The sequence below is a fragment of the Halobacillus campisalis genome, assembly GCF_030345335.1.
Classification (GTDB): Bacteria; Bacillota; Bacilli; order Bacillales; family Halobacillaceae; genus Halobacillus_A; species Halobacillus_A campisalis.
In genome coordinates, this window is record NZ_JAPVRC010000002.1 from 182078 (window position 1) to 202889 (window position 20812).

Consider the following 20812-nt stretch of genomic DNA (forward strand, 5'->3'; position numbering starts at 1 on the left):
TCGATCGAATAGCTAGATCAGAAAAGAAAATCATAAATCATCCTCTTAATAAAATAATAGAGGATGGTAATAAGTAAAAGGAAGTCATTTCATAGGTTGAAGATTTATGAAAGCAGGCAATCAAATGGGAGGTTTATAAATGGATAACAATGATATATTGATCAGATTAAGATATGCCCTGGATATAAAAGATATAGACATGGTAGAAATATTTAAACTAGGCGGCGTCGAAGTAACAAAAGAAGATGTGTCAAAAATCTTAACCAAATCAGAGGACACTTACGATGAGGATTATGACGAAGATGAGGCAGTTGAAAATGAAGATCATATAAAGTGCACGAATAGTATGCTGGATTCTTTTCTAAATGGCTTCATTACTTTCAAAAGAGGACCACAAGAACCAAAACAAGGCCAGCCGGCTAAACCAGACCGGTCGATAAAGAATCAGTCCAGTGTCAATAACGTCATGTTGAAAAAAGTGAAAATCGCCTTAACCTTAACGAGTGAGGATATCATAGATATTTTAGAAGAAGCAGGAGTCACGATAACAAAAGGTGAATTGAGCGCCCTCCTGAGAAAAGAAGGACACAAAAATTATAAAGTGTTCGGTGATCAATACGCCAGGAATTTCCTGAAAGGATTAGCTATCAAGTATAGAGGATAAGAAGTAAAAATACTGCCTCCTTCAAGTTTTTTGAACTTGCGGGAGGCTTTTTTTGTGCTTCCTTAACAAGAAAGAGAACAATGCTAAAAACAGCCACAATCTTACAATCTTCATCGAAGGGATTCAGGTAAATATATAGAATTAGAAGAGTAAGTTAACGAGATGGAGGTCTACGTATGAAAAAATATTTAGCTATAATTGGTTTTGCTGCTTTGATCGGGTGCTCCGAAGATACGAGTGCAAGTGATAGTAATGCAGAGGAAAAACCTTCTCAGGAGGAGTTGGAGGAACTACTAAGAGCAGAAGCGGTGCCCGTTGAATTTTCATCTGTAACGAGTGGGGAAGTGGAGCAAGGCGCGGAGGTAATCATTCAAGGATCCGTTTCTGCTTCGGAACTTTCGAAGGAAGCAGCAGCATTTACAGTAACGACGAAAGAAGAAAGTGGATTTGGTACTTATACGGTAGAAAATATGGATGAAGATACCGATTTTTTAACCGATGATATCGTCGAAGTGTATGGCACATATGTGGGAACAGATGAGGAAGGCACGCCTCTTATTGAAGGGACAATCGTTGAAAGCGTAAAATAAGATAAAAAGAATAGTGTAGGCTTCTCATTAGTTGACCAAACTTTTGAGAAGTTTTTTTCTTTTGAAGCGAGCGTTTCTCACTTATTAAAATGTCCACCTAGATGTTATGTGTATAGGCCTTGTATATAGAAATCTAGCTTGGTATTTTTATAATAGTAACGATTACTATTTACAAATCGTAATCGTTACTATAAAATGATTACGACATAAAGGAGGAGAGCCAATGTTTAAAAAATATGCAAGTATACTTAGTTTATTTATTGTCATTTTTGCCCTGGCTGCGTGTGGAGGCGAGGAAGAGGCGAACAGTAGTGAAAGTGAAGAAACCCAGGAGTCTAAAGACGAACTGAAGCTCTTTACGACGGTTTACCCGCTTCAGTTTTTTGCCGAACAAATCGCAGGAGACCAAGCATCGGTAGAATCAATTCTGCCTCCTGGATCAGATCCGCATACGTATGAACCAACGACAAAAGAGATGGTGGAAATCGCTGAAGCCGACGCTTTCATCTATAATGGAGCAGGATTGGAGCCTTATGCAGATAAAATCTCTGCATCTATCGAGTCGGAAGACATCATGATTTTAGAAGCATCAAAAGGCATCGATTTAGAAGAACATGCTCACGATCATGAGGGAGAGGAAGGCAGTCATGAAGATGAGCACGATCATGAAGGTGACGAAGAAAGTGAAGGGGATGACCATGCCGGCCATAATCATGGAGACAAAGATCCTCATGTATGGCTGGACCCTGTCCGATCTGTTGAGATGGCGGAGCATATTAAAGATACGTTAGTAGAATTGAATCCTGAGGAAGAAGAAGCTTTTAATAAAAACTTTGAAGAGCTGAAAGGGGAACTTGAGAGCTTAGATCAAAAATTCCACACCCAGCTAGAAAGCTTACCTGAGAATAAAATCATCGTTTCTCATGCTGCTTATGGGTATTGGGAGAAAGCTTACGGGATCGAGCAGATCGCATTATCCGGTTTGAGCCCGACAAATGAGCCTTCGCAAAAAGAAGTGCAGTATATCATCGAAACTTCTGAAAAGCACGGGTTGAAGCATGTTTTTTTTGAACAGAATGTAACACCTAAAGTGGCAGAAGTCGTCAGAAAGGAAATTGACGCAGAGACGCTGCGCATACACAACTTATCAGTTTTAACAGAAGAAGATATTAAAAACAACGAAGACTACTTTACACTTATGCAGTCAAACTTAGAGCAATTAACAAAAGCCTTATCTGAAGAATCATCCTCAGAGTCAGGAGACTCGTCTGAATCAGAAGAGAATGATGAACATGACCATGAGCACGATCATAGTCACGGAGATGATGAAGAATCTCAACAAATTTATGATGGCTATTTTGATGATGAACAGGTAGAGGATCGTCAGCTTACCGATTGGGAGGGAGACTGGCAGTCAGTCTATCCTTACCTTCAGGATGGGACTCTTGATGAAGTGTTTTCTCAAAAAGCAGAAGATGATGAAGAAATGACAGCAGAGGAATATGAAGAGTATTATGAAGAAGGATATCAGACAGATGTTGATCGTATTGTGATTGAGGATGGTGAAGTAACGTTTTTCGAGAATGGGGAAGAACGTTCAGGTGAGTATATCAACGATGGATATGAAATACTCACTTATGATGCGGGCAACAGAGGGGTAAGGTATATTTTTAAACTGAACGAAGATGTAGAAGGACTTCCAGAATACATTCAGTTCAGTGATCATGGTATCTATCCGACTAAAGCGGACCACTATCACCTGTACTGGGGAGACGATCGTGAAGCTTTATTGGATGAAGTCACGAACTGGCCGACTTACTATCCATCAGATATGGATGGACACGATATTGCTCATGAAATGATGGCGCATTAATAAGGAAGAAGACGGGCTTTGTGCTCGTCTTCTTTTTTAAAATAGTGGCTCTGTTAAATGTCCATGTTGATATTCATATAAGCTACCTATTTTGAAGACTTAGTTTCGAGGTATTTTGGGAGTTTCCATTACTAAGAATAGAGGTAGAAGGTCCAGGAAATCACTAGCCTTCCATAGTCTTGTATAAGCTGCTCTTATAAATAATACATTTGAACGAGTACCGTTTCGAGACGTTTTTATGAGCAGATGCTGGCTTAAGAAAACGGATCGCTTTCCGTGGGCATGTGGTGAGCTTCCTCAGTCTTCGCCTTCCGGGATCTCACCTACCATGTAAATCCCACAGGAGTCTCACCGTTTTCATAAGCCACCACACGATGGAAAGATGATCGAAACTATTTCAAGTGTAGAAATTTAAAAAAACTAAAACCAAGGCACTGGAGTATAGTTATCCTTAAGAAGTATCTTATTAAGACTATTTCAAGTCCTAATGAAGTGAACGAATCACTGGAAATAAAAATTCTGGGATATCATCTAGCCGGTGTATTACAGCTATAGCTCTTAGCATTTAATAAGACTTCCTTCACTTCTGTAAAATAAATCATTCCGCTATTATTAATAAGACTATTATTCAAGCGATTTCGAAAAGCACATCTAAAGTTAGGGGCGGCGGGGAATGGTGAGACTCCTGTGGGAAGATAGTGCTTGGTGAGATCCCACAGGACGGGACGTCCGAGGAAGCTCACCGCGCTCCCGCGGAAAGCGATTCATTCCCCGCCGCGCCGATCCACTCACCGAATGTCTCGAAATCAACTCTTCAAAAACTCTGCCATATTGTTGAATAACCATTTTATGAACATCAACATGAGAACTATTTTCTTGCATTTGCTACTAAGAGAAGTAAAAAAAGATGCGCTATAGGGAAGCGCATCTTTTAACAACATTATCTTTTATTCACAGAAGCATCATAGATTGTATCAACGGCTTCCTTCAGTGCTTTATCAAAATCTCCTTCAGACTGGTTGGCTTGTAAATTCGCTGCCAGCGCACGGGAGAAACTTGCGATCAGACCGTCGTTTTCTTTCAACTTCGCGTTTGCCTCATCACGGGAATATCCACCGGAAAGAGCGACAACACGCAGAACGCGCGGGTGGTCGATCAACTGTTTGTAAGCATTAGCATTCGTTGGAATGGTAAGCTTCAACATCACGTGCTCATCTTCTGATAAGTTATTGAGTTGTTTTAAAATTTCATCACGCAGAATTTCTTCGCATTTTTCCTTGTTATCACTATGAATATCGACTTCCGGCTCGATGATCGGAATGATATCAGCATCGAGAATCTGTTTACCAATTTCGAATTGCTGTTCGACAACTTCCTGAATTCCGCTCTGGTTTGGTTCATGAATCACTGAACGCATTTTCGTACCAAAAATGTTTCGTTCGTTGGCACGACGGAGCTTGTCATCTAAATCATCAATCGGTTTCATAAGCTGGACACCATTTTTCTGATCGGCCAGTCCTTTATCAACCTTAAGGAAAGGAACAATGCCTTTATCAGCAAGGTAATCGGCCGTATATTTGCCTTCAATTTCTCGATCCATCGTTTGCTCAAAAAGAATCGCGCCGATAATGCGATCGCCATCAAATGCAGGGGACGTGATGATTCGAGTCCGCATCTGGTGGACAAGATCAAACATTTCATCTTCGCCGGAATAAGAATCTTCAGGCACTCCGTATCCAGCCAATGCTTTAGGCGTACTTCCACCGCTTTGGTCGAGCGCGGCGATAAATCCCTGACCGTTTTGAATTTTTTCGAATTGACGATTGTTCATACTTCCACTCCCTTTTCTAATTTAGAATCTATTTATACCCTTCCCGTTATTCGGGAATTTCTAACAAAAAAGTGAGACGATTCCGAAAGCCGCTATTGTGGACATCAATCCTACTTACGATTTACTATAAAGATAATATTTTACTTAGAAAGGATGAAGGAAATGAAAGTTCTTGTAGTTGGAGCAAATGGGCAAATTGGAAAGCATCTCGTTTCGTTTATTCAGGATCGTGACAACATGAAAGCTAAAGCCATGATCCGTAAGCAGGAGCAAGCCTCCTTTTTTGAAAACCTCGGCGCAGAAACGGCAGTGGTTGATTTAGAAGATGATATCGAAACTATTGCAGAAGCTGCCAAAGGAGTCGATGCCGTTGTATTTACTGCAGGTTCCGGACCGAACACAGGACCGGATAAAACGATTCTAATTGACTTGGATGGAGCGGTAAAAACAATGGAAGCGGCTAAAGCAGCAGGCGTGAAGCGCTTTGTCATGATTTCCTCATTTGATACGCGTCGTGAAGCGATTTTGGCTGCTAATTCATCCTTTGCACCTTATGTTGCAGCTAAGCATTATGCTGATGAACGTTTGCGGTCAACGGACTTGGATTATACGATTATCCATCCCGGTAAGTTAACTAATGACGGAGGGACTGGTCAGGTTGAAGCGGCAATAGAAGTGGAAAGAGGAGAAATTCCGCGTGAGGATGTAGCCTCTGTAATCGTCGCCACTTTGGAAAATGATTCAACGATCAGCAAGGAATATCAAGTTGTAGGCGGGACAACTCCTATTCAGGACGCTGTTAAATCCATTTAACTATATGTTCAGTTAAATTCCAGTGTTGATATTCATAGAAGCTCCCTTTAGTGGAAGAGTCAAATTCCAGATGTTCGGACTGTTTCCGATATGTTTGAAAGTGTTTAGAGCTCCGGGAAATTACTCGCTTTCCGTGGGAGCGCGGTGAGCCTCCTCGAGCTGACGCTCTGTGGGGTCTCACCAAGCACTCTTTTCCCACAGGAGTCTCGCAATTTCCCGGAGCTCTTTGCGATGATTAGTAGAACGGAAACTGCTATGCTAAAACGTTAGTCTAAGAAACCGAAAAAAAAGCTTAATCTTGAATATTTTTACTAAGAAAATGGTTAGTTTAAGACAGACATTATTTCCAACCATGAAACTTGCCATACCCTTCCAACGGAAGCATCAAAAAAGCAAACATTAACATTTGGATGCTGGTAGTTGTAACATACGTTTCAGGGTGAAAGCCTAGTGAGTGACCGTAATTTTTTCATTAGGTAGGAATGAGGAAGATGGCTTTTCTTGATGAAAGGGTTCGTTTCTCATCTCTATCGAATGGGGTGGTTGGGAAGCTGGGAGACTCCCGTGGGAGAAGGAGGTAGGCGAGATCCCACAGGGCTTTAGCCCGAGGAAGCTTGCCAGTTCCCCCACAGGAAAGCGAGCAGCTTCCCAGCCGCCCCTGACTGGCAACCTGGCAACGAACCCAAGCTATCTCGAAGTCAAGTCTTCCACTATCCTGCCATATTGTTGAATAACTTTTTATGTACCGAGGGCGTTTAACGTACCTTAATTAAGAAAAGACAACTTTCCTGCGGGTGAGTTGTCTTTTTGCATCTTCAAAGTTCTTCACATGATTTTCAACCTTCTACTTATACTAACTAACGGTAGGAGGATTTCGTATGAAATTTGTGATGATGTCTTTATGTTTGCTTGCATCTCAGCCTTTTATTCAACAAGATGATTTATCCATCATCGATGACGGGGAAGAGGTTCAACGTGTTAATCGAGAGAACTTTGAAGCAGATTTTCTCGGAAAGCCATTTGTAGATCAAGATAAAATACAGCAGCTGATCGATCAGCTGGAGCCTGAAGTAAGCCAAGAACCTGTAAATGCAAAAATACGTGATTCAGGAGAAATCATCCCTGGAGAAATCGGATATAAAATATATCGTGAAAAATTCTTAGAAATATTTCACCAGTATTTATATGGGACAGAGGCAGAAGCCATGCATGTGCCTAAGATCGCCATATCTCCTAAAGTAGACGTTGAACTGCTCGCCAATATACGGACAAGGCAGATTGGCCATTATGTGACCTATTTTAATTCGAACAATAAAGAAAGATCCCATAATATTCGTCTAGCTTCAAAAGCAATTGACAGTCATGTAGTATTTCCAGGAGAAGTTTTTTCATTTAATCAGGTAGTCGGTAAAAGAACAAAGGAAAAAGGGTATAAGGATGCCCCCGTGATTGTGAAGGGCGAAGTGACAGAAGGCATTGGCGGCGGCATATGTCAGGTTTCTTCTACATTGTTTAACTCCGTGGCTAACGCTGGTGTAAAAGTGATGGAACGTTATTCTCACAGTAAACGTGTACCTTATGTACCTTCAGGAAGGGATGCTACGGTGAGCTGGTATGGGCCTGATTTTACTTTTAAAAATCAGTATAATCAGCCGATATTAATTCGCTCAAATGTTTACGGAGGACAGATGAGTATTACGGTATATTCTTCTGACGTTATTAATTTTGACCCGAAGGATATTCCGGATGCCAGTAAGAAGCTGCCTGAGGAAAAGAATACAAGCACCATTAGTAACCGATAATACGATAAATAACCGTTTATAAAAGCATATGAATCATCAGGTGTAAACCAAATCCGTATTTTTAAGTGATGATTTAATATTGATACCCGCGTTTTAAATAATGGCAGAGTACGTGTAACTACAGCACCTCGGGTTGACTTTTCAGTTATACAATTAAAAAGAAAGCTCATCGCTACATGGTTGTTTCTTGCAGCTTATCCAGTAAAGGGTTAATCCTTTTCTTACCTATATCATCAGGTAACCCCAGGCCATTAGCCTGGGGTGAAAAACTAGCATTAAATTCTTCTCTTTTCCTGAAGATAGTACAAAAGTAGTAATAAGCAAATATCTTTTAGTCGGTTTAAATCTTTCTCTCTTTTACTTTCGGACTGTACCTCATCATTTGCTGATACTTGTAATTCATCGGCAGACTCCAATTCTTCGTTTTCCGGCATATTATAGACATCTGCAACGATGTGTTTGGTATTAAGACTGCTTTCTTCATTAGCTGGTAGTTGTAATTCATCAGCAGGCTGCAACTTAATAACATCTTCTATCGTATTGGCCACTTCTGCAAAGGTTTCTTCAGGGGTAAGGTAGCTTTCTTTATTTGCTTCTAATACTGGTTCTGCTGTGTATTCTTCTGCGTGTTCCACTTGATCCCATACGGAAGAGATATCTTGCACCACCCTATCCCAGGAATAATACTTTTCAGCTAGACTCCGCCCGTACCTTCCCATTTGTGCTCCAAGTTCTGGGTTTGAGAGCAGATAAGATATATGTTTTACAAATTCACCTGTATCTTCCGGTTTTTCTACTATAACCCCATTCTTGTAAGGTTCAATAACTTCTTTGTTTCCACCGCGATCGGTCGTAACTATTGGTAATGCCGCCGCCATAGCTTCATAATGAACGCGAGCGAGGGGCTCTTGCCACTGGGAAGTGCAAACGAAAATATCCGAAGCCGCAAACCACTCTTGAATTTTATCTGGAGATACAAATCCGGTTAATACCACTGAGATGGGGAGGCGTTCAGCTAATGCACGAACATAAGCTATATAATCAGTAACGGCATTGTCACTGAACCATTTACTTCCCATAATGACTAATGCGATATCATCATGCTTCTTTGCTAATTCTGGAATTGCGCGAACGAGTACATCAATTCCTTTGTTGGGAGAAAGTCTACCCGCAAAAAGAATGACTTTCTTACTGGATAAGTTATGCTCATTCCTTAATCGGTCCCGCATTTCTTTAGCTTGGCTAGAATATGAAGGAGCAAACCGTTCTAAATCAACCCCAGAATAAATGGTTTGCAGTTTTGGAGCAGATTCTGGAAACAAGTCCCTTATCGTTTTCCCGATATAATTGCTTATAGTTATAATTTTGTCTACATTTCTTACTGCCGCTGCTCCTTCTTCTCGAGCAATCTTCTCTGCTTTAAACATGTCATTATGCATACTTAAAACAATCTTAGCGTCTGGAGCTAATTCACGTACGGCACTGACCAGCCTGGGTCTGTTAAAAATGTGAATGAGATCATATTGAACAGGAGATGATTTGAGAAATTCAACTATATTTTCTCGATATGGCTCCAGTAACCCGCCTTCTACTCGAGCGTAACGTATTCCGTCCCTTATCTCACTGTCAGGTAAATCGGCATCACTTCGACTTAAGACAGTAATGTCATGCTGTTGTTTTAATACTGGAAGAGCTCCATCAATATAAGTTTGTATAGCTCCTCCACGAATGGCAGGTACAGGTAATTTTTCTGTGCAAATAATTAAAACTTTCACTCAGTGGTCCCTCCTTTCCTATCTTGCGCAAGTTCTTCTAAAACTGACCACTTTTGTTCCTCCAGCTTAATAATGAATTGAACTTCTTTTTCAAGTTCTTCATTTAAAAAAGTGGCAGGAGAATAAACCATATATTTCACATTTTTATAAAATAAGTTAGGCAAAGACAAATCGATTAGCAACATTTCAAACTCTTCGTCTGAAATAGGATTAGCTTCATGATAAGCCTGAACCATTTCCCGTATCCAATGAATATCCCATTGGCCATTTGTATGCATACATTGAACAATCAATTTTCTTAAGTCGCGAATGGTGATATCATAAGCAACTCCATCTAAATCAATGATCCACACCCCATCCTCTGCCATTTGAGCGTTGGACCATCCATAGTCCTGGTGAACAAGTCCGGCATCCTTTGTTCCACGCGAGACGATCTCATAATAAGGAGAATTTTCTAAACTGTTTATAGCTTCCTGAGCTTGTCGTTGAAACATATCAATAACTGAAAGAATGACTGCGCTAGCTGGCATTTCACTATATGCTGTCGCAATATCCCTGAACCAGTTCATCTTTTTTTCCATTCGCTCATACGTTCTTGGCCAGCGATGTAAACGAGAAACTATATCAGCATCGGCTGGTGGCACGTATCCTTTAGTAAGATTGTGAAACTCTCCTAATGCGTTGCAAAGCTTTTTTGTGCCTTCTAAGTCCTGTGGAAGTTGATATAACGTCTCTATCCAATCGGCTACAAACCACAACTTCCCCCCTTTTTCAACATACTTTTCTCCATCTCTAGTAGGTATAATAGCCGGTACTCTGGATTTTTGGTCGTGAACTAGATATTCCTGGGCTCCTAAACTGAATTTACTGTGAGAGGGTCTTCGGTGCAATAGCTTCAAGCTAAAAGGACCTTTATCTGTATCAATCTTCCAAATGGCTCCCCCTTTTTCAGGTTTTATGGCCATTACTGTCATTTTTTCAACAGTAAAGTCGTAATACTTAGCAACTTCAAGTCCAATGTTCTTAATATATTCAGGAACATATAATTCTTCTAACGTTCCATCTTCTTCCCATGGTTCTATGATTTGATCGATCATTTTTTCTCACCTCCATAGTAGTATCATCCTATTCAAATGAATTAGAGAAGGTATGGGGGGATGGCTAGAAAATAAGAATAAAAGGATTTCATAAAAGTGTTTCCTCCACCTTTTTCTCTGTTACAGTTATTCGCCGTTACCTATTTAATAAATCTAAATATAGTAATATAGCTCGTTAATTAAGGGGGGTTTAAGAAAATGAAGATTTTAATTATTGGAATGGGGTATGTAGGCACGACGATGGGAGTTGCCCTGGCAAATACAGGTCACGAGGTTAGTGGATTAGATGTGGATAAGGCAAAGATAGAGTCATTAACAAAAGGAATTCTATATTTTCACGAGCCTGCTTTACAAGAGATGCTATCCAAGCATCTGCAAACCAAAAGGCTATCCTTTACTTCTGATCCAAAAGAAGCTATTAAAGACAATGAAGTTATCTTCATTACTGTCGGGACACCCTCCCTTAACAACGGAAATGCAGATTTAACCTACATTAGACAAGCAGCCGAAATGATCGGTAAATATAAAAACAGCAAAAAAATAGTAGTTGTGAAAAGCACCGTACCTCTAGGGACAACGGAAAATGTAAAACAGTGGATTGAAGAGGCAACTAAAGATTCTTCTCCTTTCGATGTCGTTATGAATCCTGAATTCTTAAGAGAAGGAAGAGCATTACAGGATGCGCTTAACCCTGACCGCGTTGTCCTTGGAAGTCACAGTGACGAAGCTTTTAACACTTTAGAACAAATTTATTCAAACTTAAATTGTCCGTTTATAAGAACAACGCCTGTAGCGGCAGAAATGACTAAATATGCTTCCAATGCTTTTTTAGCTACGAAAATATCTTTCATTAATGAAATAGCAAGACTCTGTGATCAGTTCGGCATCCATGTTCAAGATGTCGCCAAAGGAATGGGGTTGGATGACAGGATTGGGGGCGCCTTTTTACAGGCTGGTTTAGGGTACGGAGGGTCATGCTTCCCAAAGGATGTAAAAGAACTCCTGTGGACCGCTGATCACCGGGGCTGCCCTCTCCGCATTCTGAAAGAAGTGGAAAGGGTCAATCACGATCAACCTCAATACTTTATAGAAAAGGTAATGAAGGAATTTCCTTCTTTAGCAGATAAGAGGATTGTATTACTAGGATTATCATTTAAACCACATACAGATGATATACGAGAGTCTGTTTCTTTTTCCATTATTAAAAAATTATTACAAGAAAAAGCAAATGTTATTGTTCATGACCCAATTGTAAAGCTTCCGAACGAATGGGTGAATAAAGGAGTTAAACAAATTAACGATCCTTATGAAGCAACAGAAGGGGCTGATCTTATTATCATTTGCACGGATTGGCCACTTTATCAAGAAATAGACTGGGCTAAAATAAGTGAATTAGTGAAGGGACATTATATTTTTGATGGAAGAAATATTTTAGAGGCTGATTGCATAAAGAAATTAGGGTTCACTTATGAGGGAATAGGTTATGACTAAAGTCTGCCTGGGAAGGAGAAAAAAATGAAAGGATTAATTTTGGCGGCTGGGAGAGGTACCAGGCTGCGTCCTTTATCTTACACAAAGCCGAAACCGCTTTTACCTGTAGCCAATCAACCAGTTATACAATACGGGATTAACCACTTATATAATCTAGGTATTCGTGAAGTAGGGTTAGTCATTCAGCCCGGTCAAACTGATATGTTTAATGAATATTTACAATTAGAGAATAAAGAAGACTTGGTTCTTCATTATATATATCAACATGAGCAGAAAGGAATTGCACATGCAGTAGGTCAAGCAGAGGAATTTATCGGTCAAGACTCCTTTGTATTGCTATTAGGAGATAATTTATTTGATGAGCCTTTGTTTCCTTTGAAAGAGGCATTCAATACAAACGATATCCATGCTACGGTTATGGTTACCAAAGTTAAAAAACCAAAAGATTACGGGATAGCTGAAATAAAAGAGAAGAAAATTATAAATATAGAAGAGAAGCCAGCAAAGCCTAAATCCAATTTAGCCGTCTGCGGTGCTTATATATTCGATGTTCATATATTTAAAGCTATTCATTCCATCACTCCTTCTGCACGTGGAGAGTACGAAATTTCCGATGCCATTCAATGGCTCATAGATCATAATTTTTCTATTAACTACGTGAAAGCGAGTAAACCTACATTCGATGTTGGAACTATGGAAAGATGGTTAGAAGCCAACCAATGGATATTGAAAAAATATGCTCTTCCAGTGGACAATGACCAAGTGGAAAATTCAGTTATTATACCTCCTGTAAAAATAGGAGGTAATTGCATAATCACAAATTCAGTCATAGGACCTTACGTTTCTATTGAGCCAAATACAACTATAGAAGAATGTACCATTAAGAACAGCATTATCCTAAAGAACTCTCACTTGAAAAATATCCCTTACGATATTACCGAAAGCATTTTTGGAGAAAATACAAAGCTGATTGGAAAAGACTCGAAAAACCTTTCACTCCACGGGCTGTTTAGTGATGATTCTTCTCTCATTTTTTCAGATGCCGACGAAACGAAAAAGGAATCTAATGAATAGATATTTACACTAGTAGTCCTGCGGCTAAAAAAGAGGTGCGGGACTATCTTAATGAACAGGAATACCCCTCGTTACATACAGTACAAAAGAGGAATATTTTCTGGGAATTGAGGTTTAATCTATGATATTAGTAACCGGAGCGGCCGGATTTATAGGGGCTCATCTGGCCAAACGGCTTGTTGAAGATGGGCACGCTGTAATAGGAATTGATAATTTAAATGATTATTACGATGTAACTTTAAAGAAAGATCGGTTGCAGTGGCTGAAACACAAACTCTTTATTTTTGAAAAAGTCGATCGTGGAAACCGTGATCAACTGAATCATATCTTTAATAAATATAGGCCGGCTGTCGTCATTGATTTAGCTGCCCAGGCAGGGGTTCGTTACAGTTTGGAAAATCCCCAGGCCTATATAAAATCCAATGTGGCAGGATTTATGAATATACTGGAAGCCTGCCGTCACTATCCTGTCAAGCAACTTATTTACGCATCATCCAGCTCTGTCTATGGAGCTAACACAAAAATGCCCTTCTCTGTTCACGATAATGTTGATCACCCTGTCAGCCTGTACGCCGCGACTAAAAAGACTAATGAACTGATGGCTCATACTTACAGTCATTTATATAAACTACCCACTACCGGCCTGCGATTTTTCACCGTTTATGGACCATGGGGACGTCCAGATATGGCTCTTTTCACTTTTACAAAAGCAATACTCGAAGGAAAACCGATAAAAGTATATAATCATGGCCATATGGAAAGAGATTTCACATATATTGATGACATTGTTGAAGGTATTGTCAGGTTAATTGGAAAAGAACCTGTCCCTAATCTTAAATGGAGTGGTGACTCGCCTGACCCAGGAACAAGTTACGCCCCTTACAAAATCTATAACATTGGCAATAGTCGTCCCGTAAAACTAATGGATTTTATTACAGCCATTGAAGAAAAACTGGGAGTTCAAGCGAAGAAAGATTATTTACCCTTGCAGGATGGCGATGTCGTTGCCACTTATGCAGATGTCGACGATTTAGTAAGAGATGTAGGTTATAAACCGAACACCTCCATAAAGGAAGGCGTCGGAAAGTTTGTTGATTGGTATAAAGACTATTATGGAGTTTAAGGAGCAGGTATAACACCCGCTCCTTTTTCGATGAGTATCAAAAGTTACTATTCCAAGAGATTACATATGTCCGTGGCTTTTTAGAGGGGGAGGAGCAGCGGATAATTAATTGTTTAAACGTATAATTAACATGTTGCGAAAACGATACACATGTAGTAAAATTTTAATTGTGAATAACTTCACAATATATAAACACTCTAAGTTGTTATTTTTTTGTGAGTATTTGTGAACATATTCACAAATAATTAATGAAAATTTTTGAAACTAAAGGGGCAGTTCATCATGATTGTAGAAACATTTAATCCGTTCAATAACTTAGCAATTTCAGCAGCAGTAGCGGCCATTCCTATTTTATTATTTTTATTATGTTTAACTGTTTTAAGAATGAAAGGTATACAAGCTGCGTTATTAAACATAGCCGTTACGTTCAGTATTGCTATTATAGTATTTGAATTGCCATTAGGTGAAGCTGTGGGCAGTGTGATTGAGGGACTGATTCAAGGAATCATGCCTATTGGATTTATCATTGTGATGGCCGTCTGGTTATACAAAATTTCTATGAAATCAGGGAAATTTGATGTACTACGCGGCAGTATCGCTGGAATTTCTCAAGATCAGCGTATTCAACTATTACTTATCGGATTTTGCTTCAACGCTTTTCTTGAAGGGGCAGCCGGCTTTGGCGTACCTATTGCTATATGTGCTGTAATGTTAGTATCCTTAGGCTTTAAACCTTTGAAGGCTGCTATGCTTTGTTTAGTGGCGAATGGTGCTTCAGGAGCCTTTGGCGCTATTGGTATACCTGTAGGAATCATCGATACGTTCAGCATTGAAGGAGTATCTTCAATGGATGTTTCGGTTATGACTGCACTGACTTTACCGATTATCAACTTTACTATTCCGTTTTTATTAATATGGATCATTGATGGATTTAAAGGAATTAAAGAGGTCTTTCCTGCAATAATAGTGACTTCTGCTACTTATACAGTTACACAAGCTATGATTACAGTTTGGGTTGGTCCTGAACTGGCGGATATTATTCCTTCTTTATTAGCAATGGGAGTATTGGCACTATTTCTTCAAAAGTGGCAGCCGCAACATATCTTTTTACTTAATGAACAAAAAATTGAACAAGAAAAATACAGTATTGGCTCTATCGTTAAGGCTTGGTCCCCATTTTATCTGCTGACAATTTTCATATTCGTATGGAGCTTACCTGCTTTTAAAGGATTATTCGCAGAGGGGGGCTTACTTACAGGATCTCTTATAAAATTCGGAATACCTGGATCTTCCATTGATATCAGTCTGAATTTAATTGGAGCAACAGGCACAGCTATATTATTAGCTGGGTTAACTACGATAGCAACAACTAAAGCGATCAACCTTCCTGAGGGGCTCGGTCTCATTAAAAAAACGGTGGTTGAGTTCTGGATTCCTATTGTGATGATCAGCGCAATTATTGGAATTGCTAAACTAATGACATATGGCGGACTCACTGTGGCTTTAGGAGAGGCCGTAGCCACAACAGGAGCGATTTTCCCACTGCTTTCTCCAATATTAGGATGGATTGGCGTGTTTATGACGGGATCTGTGGTTAATAACAATACGTTATTTGCCCCAATTCAAGCAACGGCAGGGGATATTCTTGGCACAAATTCTGCCCTCTTAATTTCTGCCAACACAGCGGGTGGAGTTATGGCAAAACTAGTATCTCCGCAATCCATCGTTATAGCGACTGCGGCCGTTGGTAAAATCGGGAGTGAAGCTATGCTTACTAAAATGGCTTTAAAATACAGCATTGCTTTATTGATCTTTGTTTGTATTTGGACATTTATCTTATCTTTCTTTTTTTAACTAACATCCGTCATCATAACAAAGTCAACGACACAGCCGAGAGTCTGTCAGTCGTTGACTTTTTACGTTTTATTGACCTTGGTTAAAAGACTGCCGGCTATCTTTTCTAAAAGAAACCGTAATCGCTGGTATGAACCATAGGCATAATAATAAATCCACTCAGCAGCCCGCTTCAGTCAATCCGTCTTCAATATCGGAAAAACCGCTTTCGGCAAGGGAAGCCATCAAAAATCTTTTAGCAGATCCTCAAGCTTCAACAAGTTAGTACTGCTTGGCGTCTATAAGTGAGACTGTGTGGAATTACTGAACCGGGTGATAAAATATGAACGTTTATTGTTATTTTTTAAAAAATGTTCGTTAATTGCCTGTATTACCTTGCTATATAGTGGTGATAGGGGATAAAATAACGGTAAATCAAAAACATTCAGGAGGATTTCGCCATGTATGGAGCACCAAACCAACAAAATGCCCAAAAGATCATGCTGCTAGGAGCAGGGGAGTTAGGAAAAGAAGTTGTTATTGAGGCGCAGCGGCTAGGAGTAGAAACCATTGCTGTTGATCGATATGAAGGGGCGCCAGCGATGCAGACAGCTCATCGTTTTCATGTTATTGATATGCTGGATGGCAGACAACTGCGCGAAGTGATCGAACAAGAAAAACCTGATTTTATCGTACCTGAAATAGAAGCTATTGCAACAGCCACCCTGTTAGAAATGGAGCAGGAAGGGTATAACGTGATCCCTACAGCTTACGCCACCCAATTAACGATGGATCGGGAAGGCATACGTCGGCTGGCCAGTGAAAAACTCGATCTTCCAACGGCCAAATACGAGTTTGCTAATTCCTTGGAAGAATTAAAAGAAGCAGTAACCGTTATCGGTACGCCGTGCGTCATCAAACCCATTATGAGTTCTTCTGGAAAAGGGCAAAGTTTGTGCCGGACAGAAGCGGATATTGAAGCTTCCTGGCAGGAAGCCATCGGAAGCGGACGAGGAAACAGTACACGGGTGATCGTAGAAGAGTTCATTCATTTTGAATCGGAAATTACTCTGTTAACCGTCCGCTCTTCCACAGGTACATTTTACTGTCCGCCCATTGGCCATCTCCAACAGGACGGGGATTACATTCAATCGTGGCAGCCCCATGGGATGAGCGAAGAAAACATCAGACAGGCAAAGGACATTGCGAAAAAAGTAACTGATGAGATCGGAGGGTATGGCGTCTTTGGAGTTGAGTTATTTATCACTTCAAATGGTGTGTACTTTAGTGAAGTATCTCCGCGGCCTCACGATACTGGAATGGTGACCTTGGTCACGCAGGATCTATCGGAGTTTGCTCTTCATGTACGGGCGATTTTAGGATATCCAGTAGAAGATATTCAGCTTGTGACCGAAGGGGCGAGTCACGCTGTAAAATCCACAATTGAAAGCAATAACTATCAAATATCTGGAATAGCTAATGCACTAACTGTGCCTCGCACTCAAGTACGGATCTTTGGGAAGCCTTCTACCAATTTCGGCCGCCGCATGGCTGTAGTGCTCAGCCAGGCGGAAAGTGTAGAAGAAGCAAGCGCGAGGGCCAAAGAGGCAGCTTCTCAAATGAATATAGGAAGTAATTAAATACAACGGCTGTTATGGAATAAGAGAAGAATGTTGCTCAGTTTTATGTTTGCCGTTAAACACATGAAAGGGATCCTAAACAAAAAGGGTCCCTTTTTTTGTTCAATAAACAGAGTGTTATATAGAAGATCCACAAAATATAGTAAACACAGAGTATTTTAATTAGTAGATGGTCACAGCCTGAAAAAGCAGCCTTCAAATGCTGGTGAAAATTCTTCGATAAGCTTAAAGATGTTTCAATTTCCTAAATAAAGGATACATTCCTACCATGATGGTTAAATAAAGCCATATAAATATATGCAGAACATATAGTTCCTTTTAAGATCGTTTATTAAATAGCATGCAGAATTCCTGAAGACTCAATTCCTAGATAGTAGTGAGAGTCAGGGATTCCGGGAAACGATTCGCTTTCCGTAGGCGTGCGCTGAGCCTCCTCAGGCTACGCCTTCCGGGATCTCATCCAACCCGCGTATCCCACAGGAGTCTCACCGTTCCCCTCCATCCCTTGCGTTATGTGAATTCCAGGCATCGACTATGCTCTCTCCCTTACAATAAGGGTGGTTTCGTATCTCGCATTATGGTAATGGGTTCTTGGAAATGGAGAGACTCCTGCGTGAAAGGATAGACTGGCAAGACCCCACAGAGCTTTTAGCTCGAGGAGGCTTGCCGTCTTCCCCGCGGAAAGCGATCCATTTCCAAGAACCCATTCTTCAAGCAAGAATAACGAAACCTATCTTCAGATTAAGAGAAATAAATGAAATTTGTACTGAGATTCTAAATATAAGGAGAATAAATGATGAGAAACTATTTGCAACATTATATTAACGGTGAATGGGTAGACTCTACCGGTTCAGAAACAGAAGTAGTCGTCAACCCGGCGACTGAAGAAGTCATTGGAAACATCAGCTTAGGAACAAAAGAAGATTTAGATAAAGCAGTACAGGCAGCGCGTGACGCGTTTCCGGCATTTTCACAAACCACGAAAGAAGAACGAGTAGAAATGCTCGAAAATATTGCGAAAGAATATGAAAATAGAAAAGATGAAATCATTGAAACCATCACGGACGAACTAGGATCTCCACTAGAGATCTCTGAGAAAGTACACTTCATGATGGGGTATAACCACTTTTCTCAAGCAGCAGAATCGCTGAAGAAATTTTCATTCACGGAAGACCATGGCGGTCATACGCGTGTGAAGGAATCGATTGGAGTCAGCGGTCTGATTACCCCGTGGAATTTCCCGACTAATCAGACATCCACAAAAATTGCGAGTGCATTTGCGGCAGGGAGTCCTGTCATCTTGAAGCCCGCAGAACAAACACCTTTTGCTGCGATTATTTTAGCTGAAATTTTCGATAAAGTCGGAGTTCCTAAAGGCGCTTTCAATCTTGTGAACGGATCAGGGAAAGTCATTGGTGATGGAATCAGTTCCCACCCTGGTATTGATTTTGTTTCGTTTACCGGCTCTGGAGCAACAGGTGAGAAAATCATGAAAAATGCTTCAGAAACGATTAAGAAAGTCGCCCTTGAACTCGGCGGAAAATCACCGCTCGTCATACTAGATGATGCGAATGTAGAGGAAGCCGCAAAAGCAGCCGTCAGTCACATTGCAACAAATTCCGGACAAGTCTGTTCTGCAGCCACCCGGACATTGATTCCATCCTCCATGAAGGACGAGTTCGAACGGGCGATGAAGAAAGCACTGGCTGACTTTCCTGTCGGAGATCCGCGTGAAGGTAATTACGTAGGTCCGCTCGTTTCGAAGAAGCAGTGGGATACGGTGCAATCCTATATTGAAAAAGGGATTGAAGAAGGAGCTACACTGTTAGTCGGAGGTACCGGTAAACCAGAAGGGCTCGAAAAAGGGTACTATACTAAACCGACAATCTTTACGGATGTCGACAATCAAATGGTCATCGCTCAGGAAGAAATCTTCGGACCTGTCATGACGGTGATCACCTATGACACGATCGAAGAAGCCATTCAGATTTCTAACGATACGATTTATGGTCTGGCTGGATATGTATACGGAAAAGATTCAGAAACGCTTAGAAAAGTGGCCTCAAGCATCCGCGCAGGACGAGTGAAGGTCAATGATGCCGAAGCTGACTTTTCTTCACCGTTCGGCGGCTTTAAACAGTCTGGTATCGGAAGAGAGTGGGGCGACTTCGGAATTGAAGAATATCTTGAAGTGAAAACCATTTTAGGTTATCCGTCCTAAAGAAATGAGAGACCAACGTATTTCAAATAATAATTTTACCTGCCTGCCCCTCGGTATGAAATGAGGGGCAGGCGTTTTTTATGAAAGGATTCCATACTATGGAAAATAACGGTTGGCAGGGGAATGAACGCACAAGAATGTTTTACGTTTGATTATGAAGGAATACTATGTATCGTAGTTATTTTTGAAAAGGAGTGGTGGAATGGGCAAATTTATACTTAATCTAATCGCTTACCTTCTCGTGATCACCGTTAATGGGCTTGCTAATGCGTTACCTCTTAATGGACAAACGACAGGTGACATTTCAAATAGGCTGAACGTGCTGTTTACTCCGGCTGGATATGTGTTCAGTATATGGGGATTCATTTACATCCTCCTTGGTATTTGGGTTATTTCTCAATTTCCTTCAAGCCGTCGAAATCTACCTGTTTACCAGACCACGAGCTTTCTTTTTGTATTAAGCAGTATTCTGAACAGCCTTTGGATTTTTATGTGGCACTATGAATTCTTTGGTCTCTCGGTCATTGTGATGCTTCTTTTACTGACGACCTTGATCCGTTTATATGTTAAAGCAAAAGCGGCAGATGCATCTTTCTTTGAATTACTTCCTTTCTCCGTTTATCTTGGCTGGATCAGCGTCGCAACGATCACCAATATCAGTTATTATTTAAATTACCTTGGCTGGAACGGGGGTGGGATTTCGGATGCGCTCTGGACTTTCGTGTTATTAATTGTTGCTGTAACGCTGGCTCTCTATTTCATGAGAAGTGAAAAGGATTGGGTATACCCACTCGTTTTCGTCTGGGCATTCAACGGCATAGGTGTAAAAAATGACGTCGCTGACGTGCCTTTAGTAGTTTACTCATCCTATATCCTGGCAGCCGGTCTTTTCCTTATCACCATTATATACGCATTGAAGCTAAGAAAATAATTGCCGTGTTCCATTGCGACACTGTGAAAATCATTTCAGGTTAACAACTTGTTT

At 40.5% G+C, this 20812-nt stretch carries 15 protein-coding genes; 12 read left to right on the top strand and 3 right to left on the bottom strand.

Going from position 1 to position 20812, the window contains the following annotated elements:
- Positions 1–139: 139 nt before the first annotated feature.
- From O2Q26_RS05175 to O2Q26_RS05185, 3 genes are all read left to right on the top strand, one after another.
- Positions 140–664 (top strand): YehS family protein, encoded by a 525-nt coding sequence (locus tag O2Q26_RS05175; protein WP_289214872.1) that lies wholly within the window; start codon positions 140–142, stop codon positions 662–664.
- A 176-nt stretch (positions 665–840) separates the two neighbouring features.
- A complete protein-coding gene (locus O2Q26_RS05180) occupies positions 841–1254 on the top strand; it encodes a hypothetical protein (RefSeq protein WP_289214873.1) in 414 nt (137 codons plus the stop codon).
- Between the two features lie 223 nt (positions 1255–1477).
- Complete coding sequence (locus tag O2Q26_RS05185; protein ID WP_289214874.1) at positions 1478–3127, top strand: metal ABC transporter solute-binding protein, Zn/Mn family; 1650 nt, start codon at positions 1478–1480, stop codon at positions 3125–3127.
- Between the two features lie 940 nt (positions 3128–4067).
- Here O2Q26_RS05185 and O2Q26_RS05190 read toward each other — a convergent pair.
- On the bottom strand, positions 4068–4958 hold the full coding sequence (locus tag O2Q26_RS05190) for a fructose bisphosphate aldolase (protein ID WP_289214875.1): 891 nt from the start codon (positions 4956–4958) through the stop codon (positions 4068–4070).
- Between the two features lie 162 nt (positions 4959–5120).
- Here O2Q26_RS05190 and O2Q26_RS05195 point away from each other — a divergent pair, with 162 nt between their 5' ends.
- Together O2Q26_RS05195 and O2Q26_RS05200 are read left to right on the top strand one after the other, a co-directional pair.
- On the top strand, positions 5121–5771 hold the full coding sequence (locus O2Q26_RS05195; protein ID WP_289214876.1) for an SDR family oxidoreductase: 651 nt from the start codon (positions 5121–5123) through the stop codon (positions 5769–5771).
- Positions 5772–6649: 878 nt separating this feature from the next.
- Positions 6650–7573, top strand: a complete 924-nt coding sequence (locus O2Q26_RS05200; RefSeq protein WP_289214877.1) for a VanW family protein — start codon at positions 6650–6652, stop codon at positions 7571–7573.
- Positions 7574–7848: 275 nt separating this feature from the next.
- Here the strand turns inward: O2Q26_RS05200 and O2Q26_RS05205 are convergent, their stop codons facing one another.
- Positions 7849–9348 (bottom strand): glycosyltransferase family 4 protein, encoded by a 1500-nt coding sequence (locus O2Q26_RS05205; RefSeq protein WP_289214878.1) that lies wholly within the window; start codon positions 9346–9348, stop codon positions 7849–7851.
- Positions 9345–10445, bottom strand: coding sequence for a CotS family spore coat protein (locus tag O2Q26_RS05210; protein WP_289214879.1), 1101 nt, complete (start codon positions 10443–10445; stop codon positions 9345–9347). Before O2Q26_RS05210 ends, O2Q26_RS05205 begins: the two co-directional genes overlap by 4 nt.
- Positions 10446–10643: 198 nt before the next feature.
- Between O2Q26_RS05210 and O2Q26_RS05215 the strand changes: the two genes are divergently transcribed.
- From O2Q26_RS05215 to O2Q26_RS05245, 7 genes are all read left to right on the top strand, one after another.
- Entirely contained in the window at positions 10644–11936 is a 1293-nt protein-coding gene (locus O2Q26_RS05215) for a UDP-glucose dehydrogenase family protein (RefSeq protein WP_289214880.1), read from the top strand.
- A 24-nt stretch (positions 11937–11960) separates the two neighbouring features.
- Positions 11961–13010, top strand: coding sequence for a sugar phosphate nucleotidyltransferase (locus O2Q26_RS05220; RefSeq protein WP_289214881.1), 1050 nt, complete (start codon positions 11961–11963; stop codon positions 13008–13010).
- A gap of 121 nt (positions 13011–13131) precedes the next feature.
- Entirely contained in the window at positions 13132–14133 is a 1002-nt protein-coding gene (locus tag O2Q26_RS05225; RefSeq protein WP_289214882.1) for an NAD-dependent epimerase, read from the top strand.
- Between the two features lie 282 nt (positions 14134–14415).
- Positions 14416–15987, top strand: a complete 1572-nt coding sequence (locus O2Q26_RS05230) for an L-lactate permease (RefSeq protein ID WP_289214883.1) — start codon at positions 14416–14418, stop codon at positions 15985–15987.
- Between the two features lie 440 nt (positions 15988–16427).
- Entirely contained in the window at positions 16428–17606 is a 1179-nt protein-coding gene (purT, locus tag O2Q26_RS05235; protein WP_289214884.1) for a formate-dependent phosphoribosylglycinamide formyltransferase, read from the top strand.
- A gap of 796 nt (positions 17607–18402) precedes the next feature.
- Positions 18403–19827, top strand: coding sequence for an aldehyde dehydrogenase family protein (locus O2Q26_RS05240; RefSeq protein WP_289214885.1), 1425 nt, complete (start codon positions 18403–18405; stop codon positions 19825–19827).
- 202 nt (positions 19828–20029) lie between these two features.
- The gene (locus tag O2Q26_RS05245) at positions 20030–20758 is read left to right on the top strand and encodes a TspO/MBR family protein (RefSeq protein ID WP_289214886.1); all 729 of its coding nucleotides are present in this window, start codon (positions 20030–20032) and stop codon (positions 20756–20758) included.
- The last annotated feature ends 54 nt before the right edge of the window (positions 20759–20812 follow it).

Coding starts and splice junctions, on each gene's coding strand:
- O2Q26_RS05175 (WP_289214872.1), top strand. CDS start 140: ATGGATAACAATGATATATTGATCAGATTAAGATATGCCCTGGATATA.
- O2Q26_RS05180 (WP_289214873.1), top strand. CDS start 841: ATGAAAAAATATTTAGCTATAATTGGTTTTGCTGCTTTGATCGGGTGC.
- O2Q26_RS05185 (WP_289214874.1), top strand. CDS start 1,478: ATGTTTAAAAAATATGCAAGTATACTTAGTTTATTTATTGTCATTTTT.
- O2Q26_RS05190 (WP_289214875.1), bottom strand. CDS start 4,958: ATGAACAATCGTCAATTCGAAAAAATTCAAAACGGTCAGGGATTTATC.
- O2Q26_RS05195 (WP_289214876.1), top strand. CDS start 5,121: ATGAAAGTTCTTGTAGTTGGAGCAAATGGGCAAATTGGAAAGCATCTC.
- O2Q26_RS05200 (WP_289214877.1), top strand. CDS start 6,650: ATGAAATTTGTGATGATGTCTTTATGTTTGCTTGCATCTCAGCCTTTT.
- O2Q26_RS05210 (WP_289214879.1), bottom strand. CDS start 10,445: ATGATCGATCAAATCATAGAACCATGGGAAGAAGATGGAACGTTAGAA.
- O2Q26_RS05215 (WP_289214880.1), top strand. CDS start 10,644: ATGAAGATTTTAATTATTGGAATGGGGTATGTAGGCACGACGATGGGA.
- O2Q26_RS05220 (WP_289214881.1), top strand. CDS start 11,961: ATGAAAGGATTAATTTTGGCGGCTGGGAGAGGTACCAGGCTGCGTCCT.
- O2Q26_RS05225 (WP_289214882.1), top strand. CDS start 13,132: ATGATATTAGTAACCGGAGCGGCCGGATTTATAGGGGCTCATCTGGCC.
- O2Q26_RS05230 (WP_289214883.1), top strand. CDS start 14,416: ATGATTGTAGAAACATTTAATCCGTTCAATAACTTAGCAATTTCAGCA.
- purT (WP_289214884.1), top strand. CDS start 16,428: ATGTATGGAGCACCAAACCAACAAAATGCCCAAAAGATCATGCTGCTA.
- O2Q26_RS05240 (WP_289214885.1), top strand. CDS start 18,403: ATGAGAAACTATTTGCAACATTATATTAACGGTGAATGGGTAGACTCT.
- O2Q26_RS05245 (WP_289214886.1), top strand. CDS start 20,030: ATGGGCAAATTTATACTTAATCTAATCGCTTACCTTCTCGTGATCACC.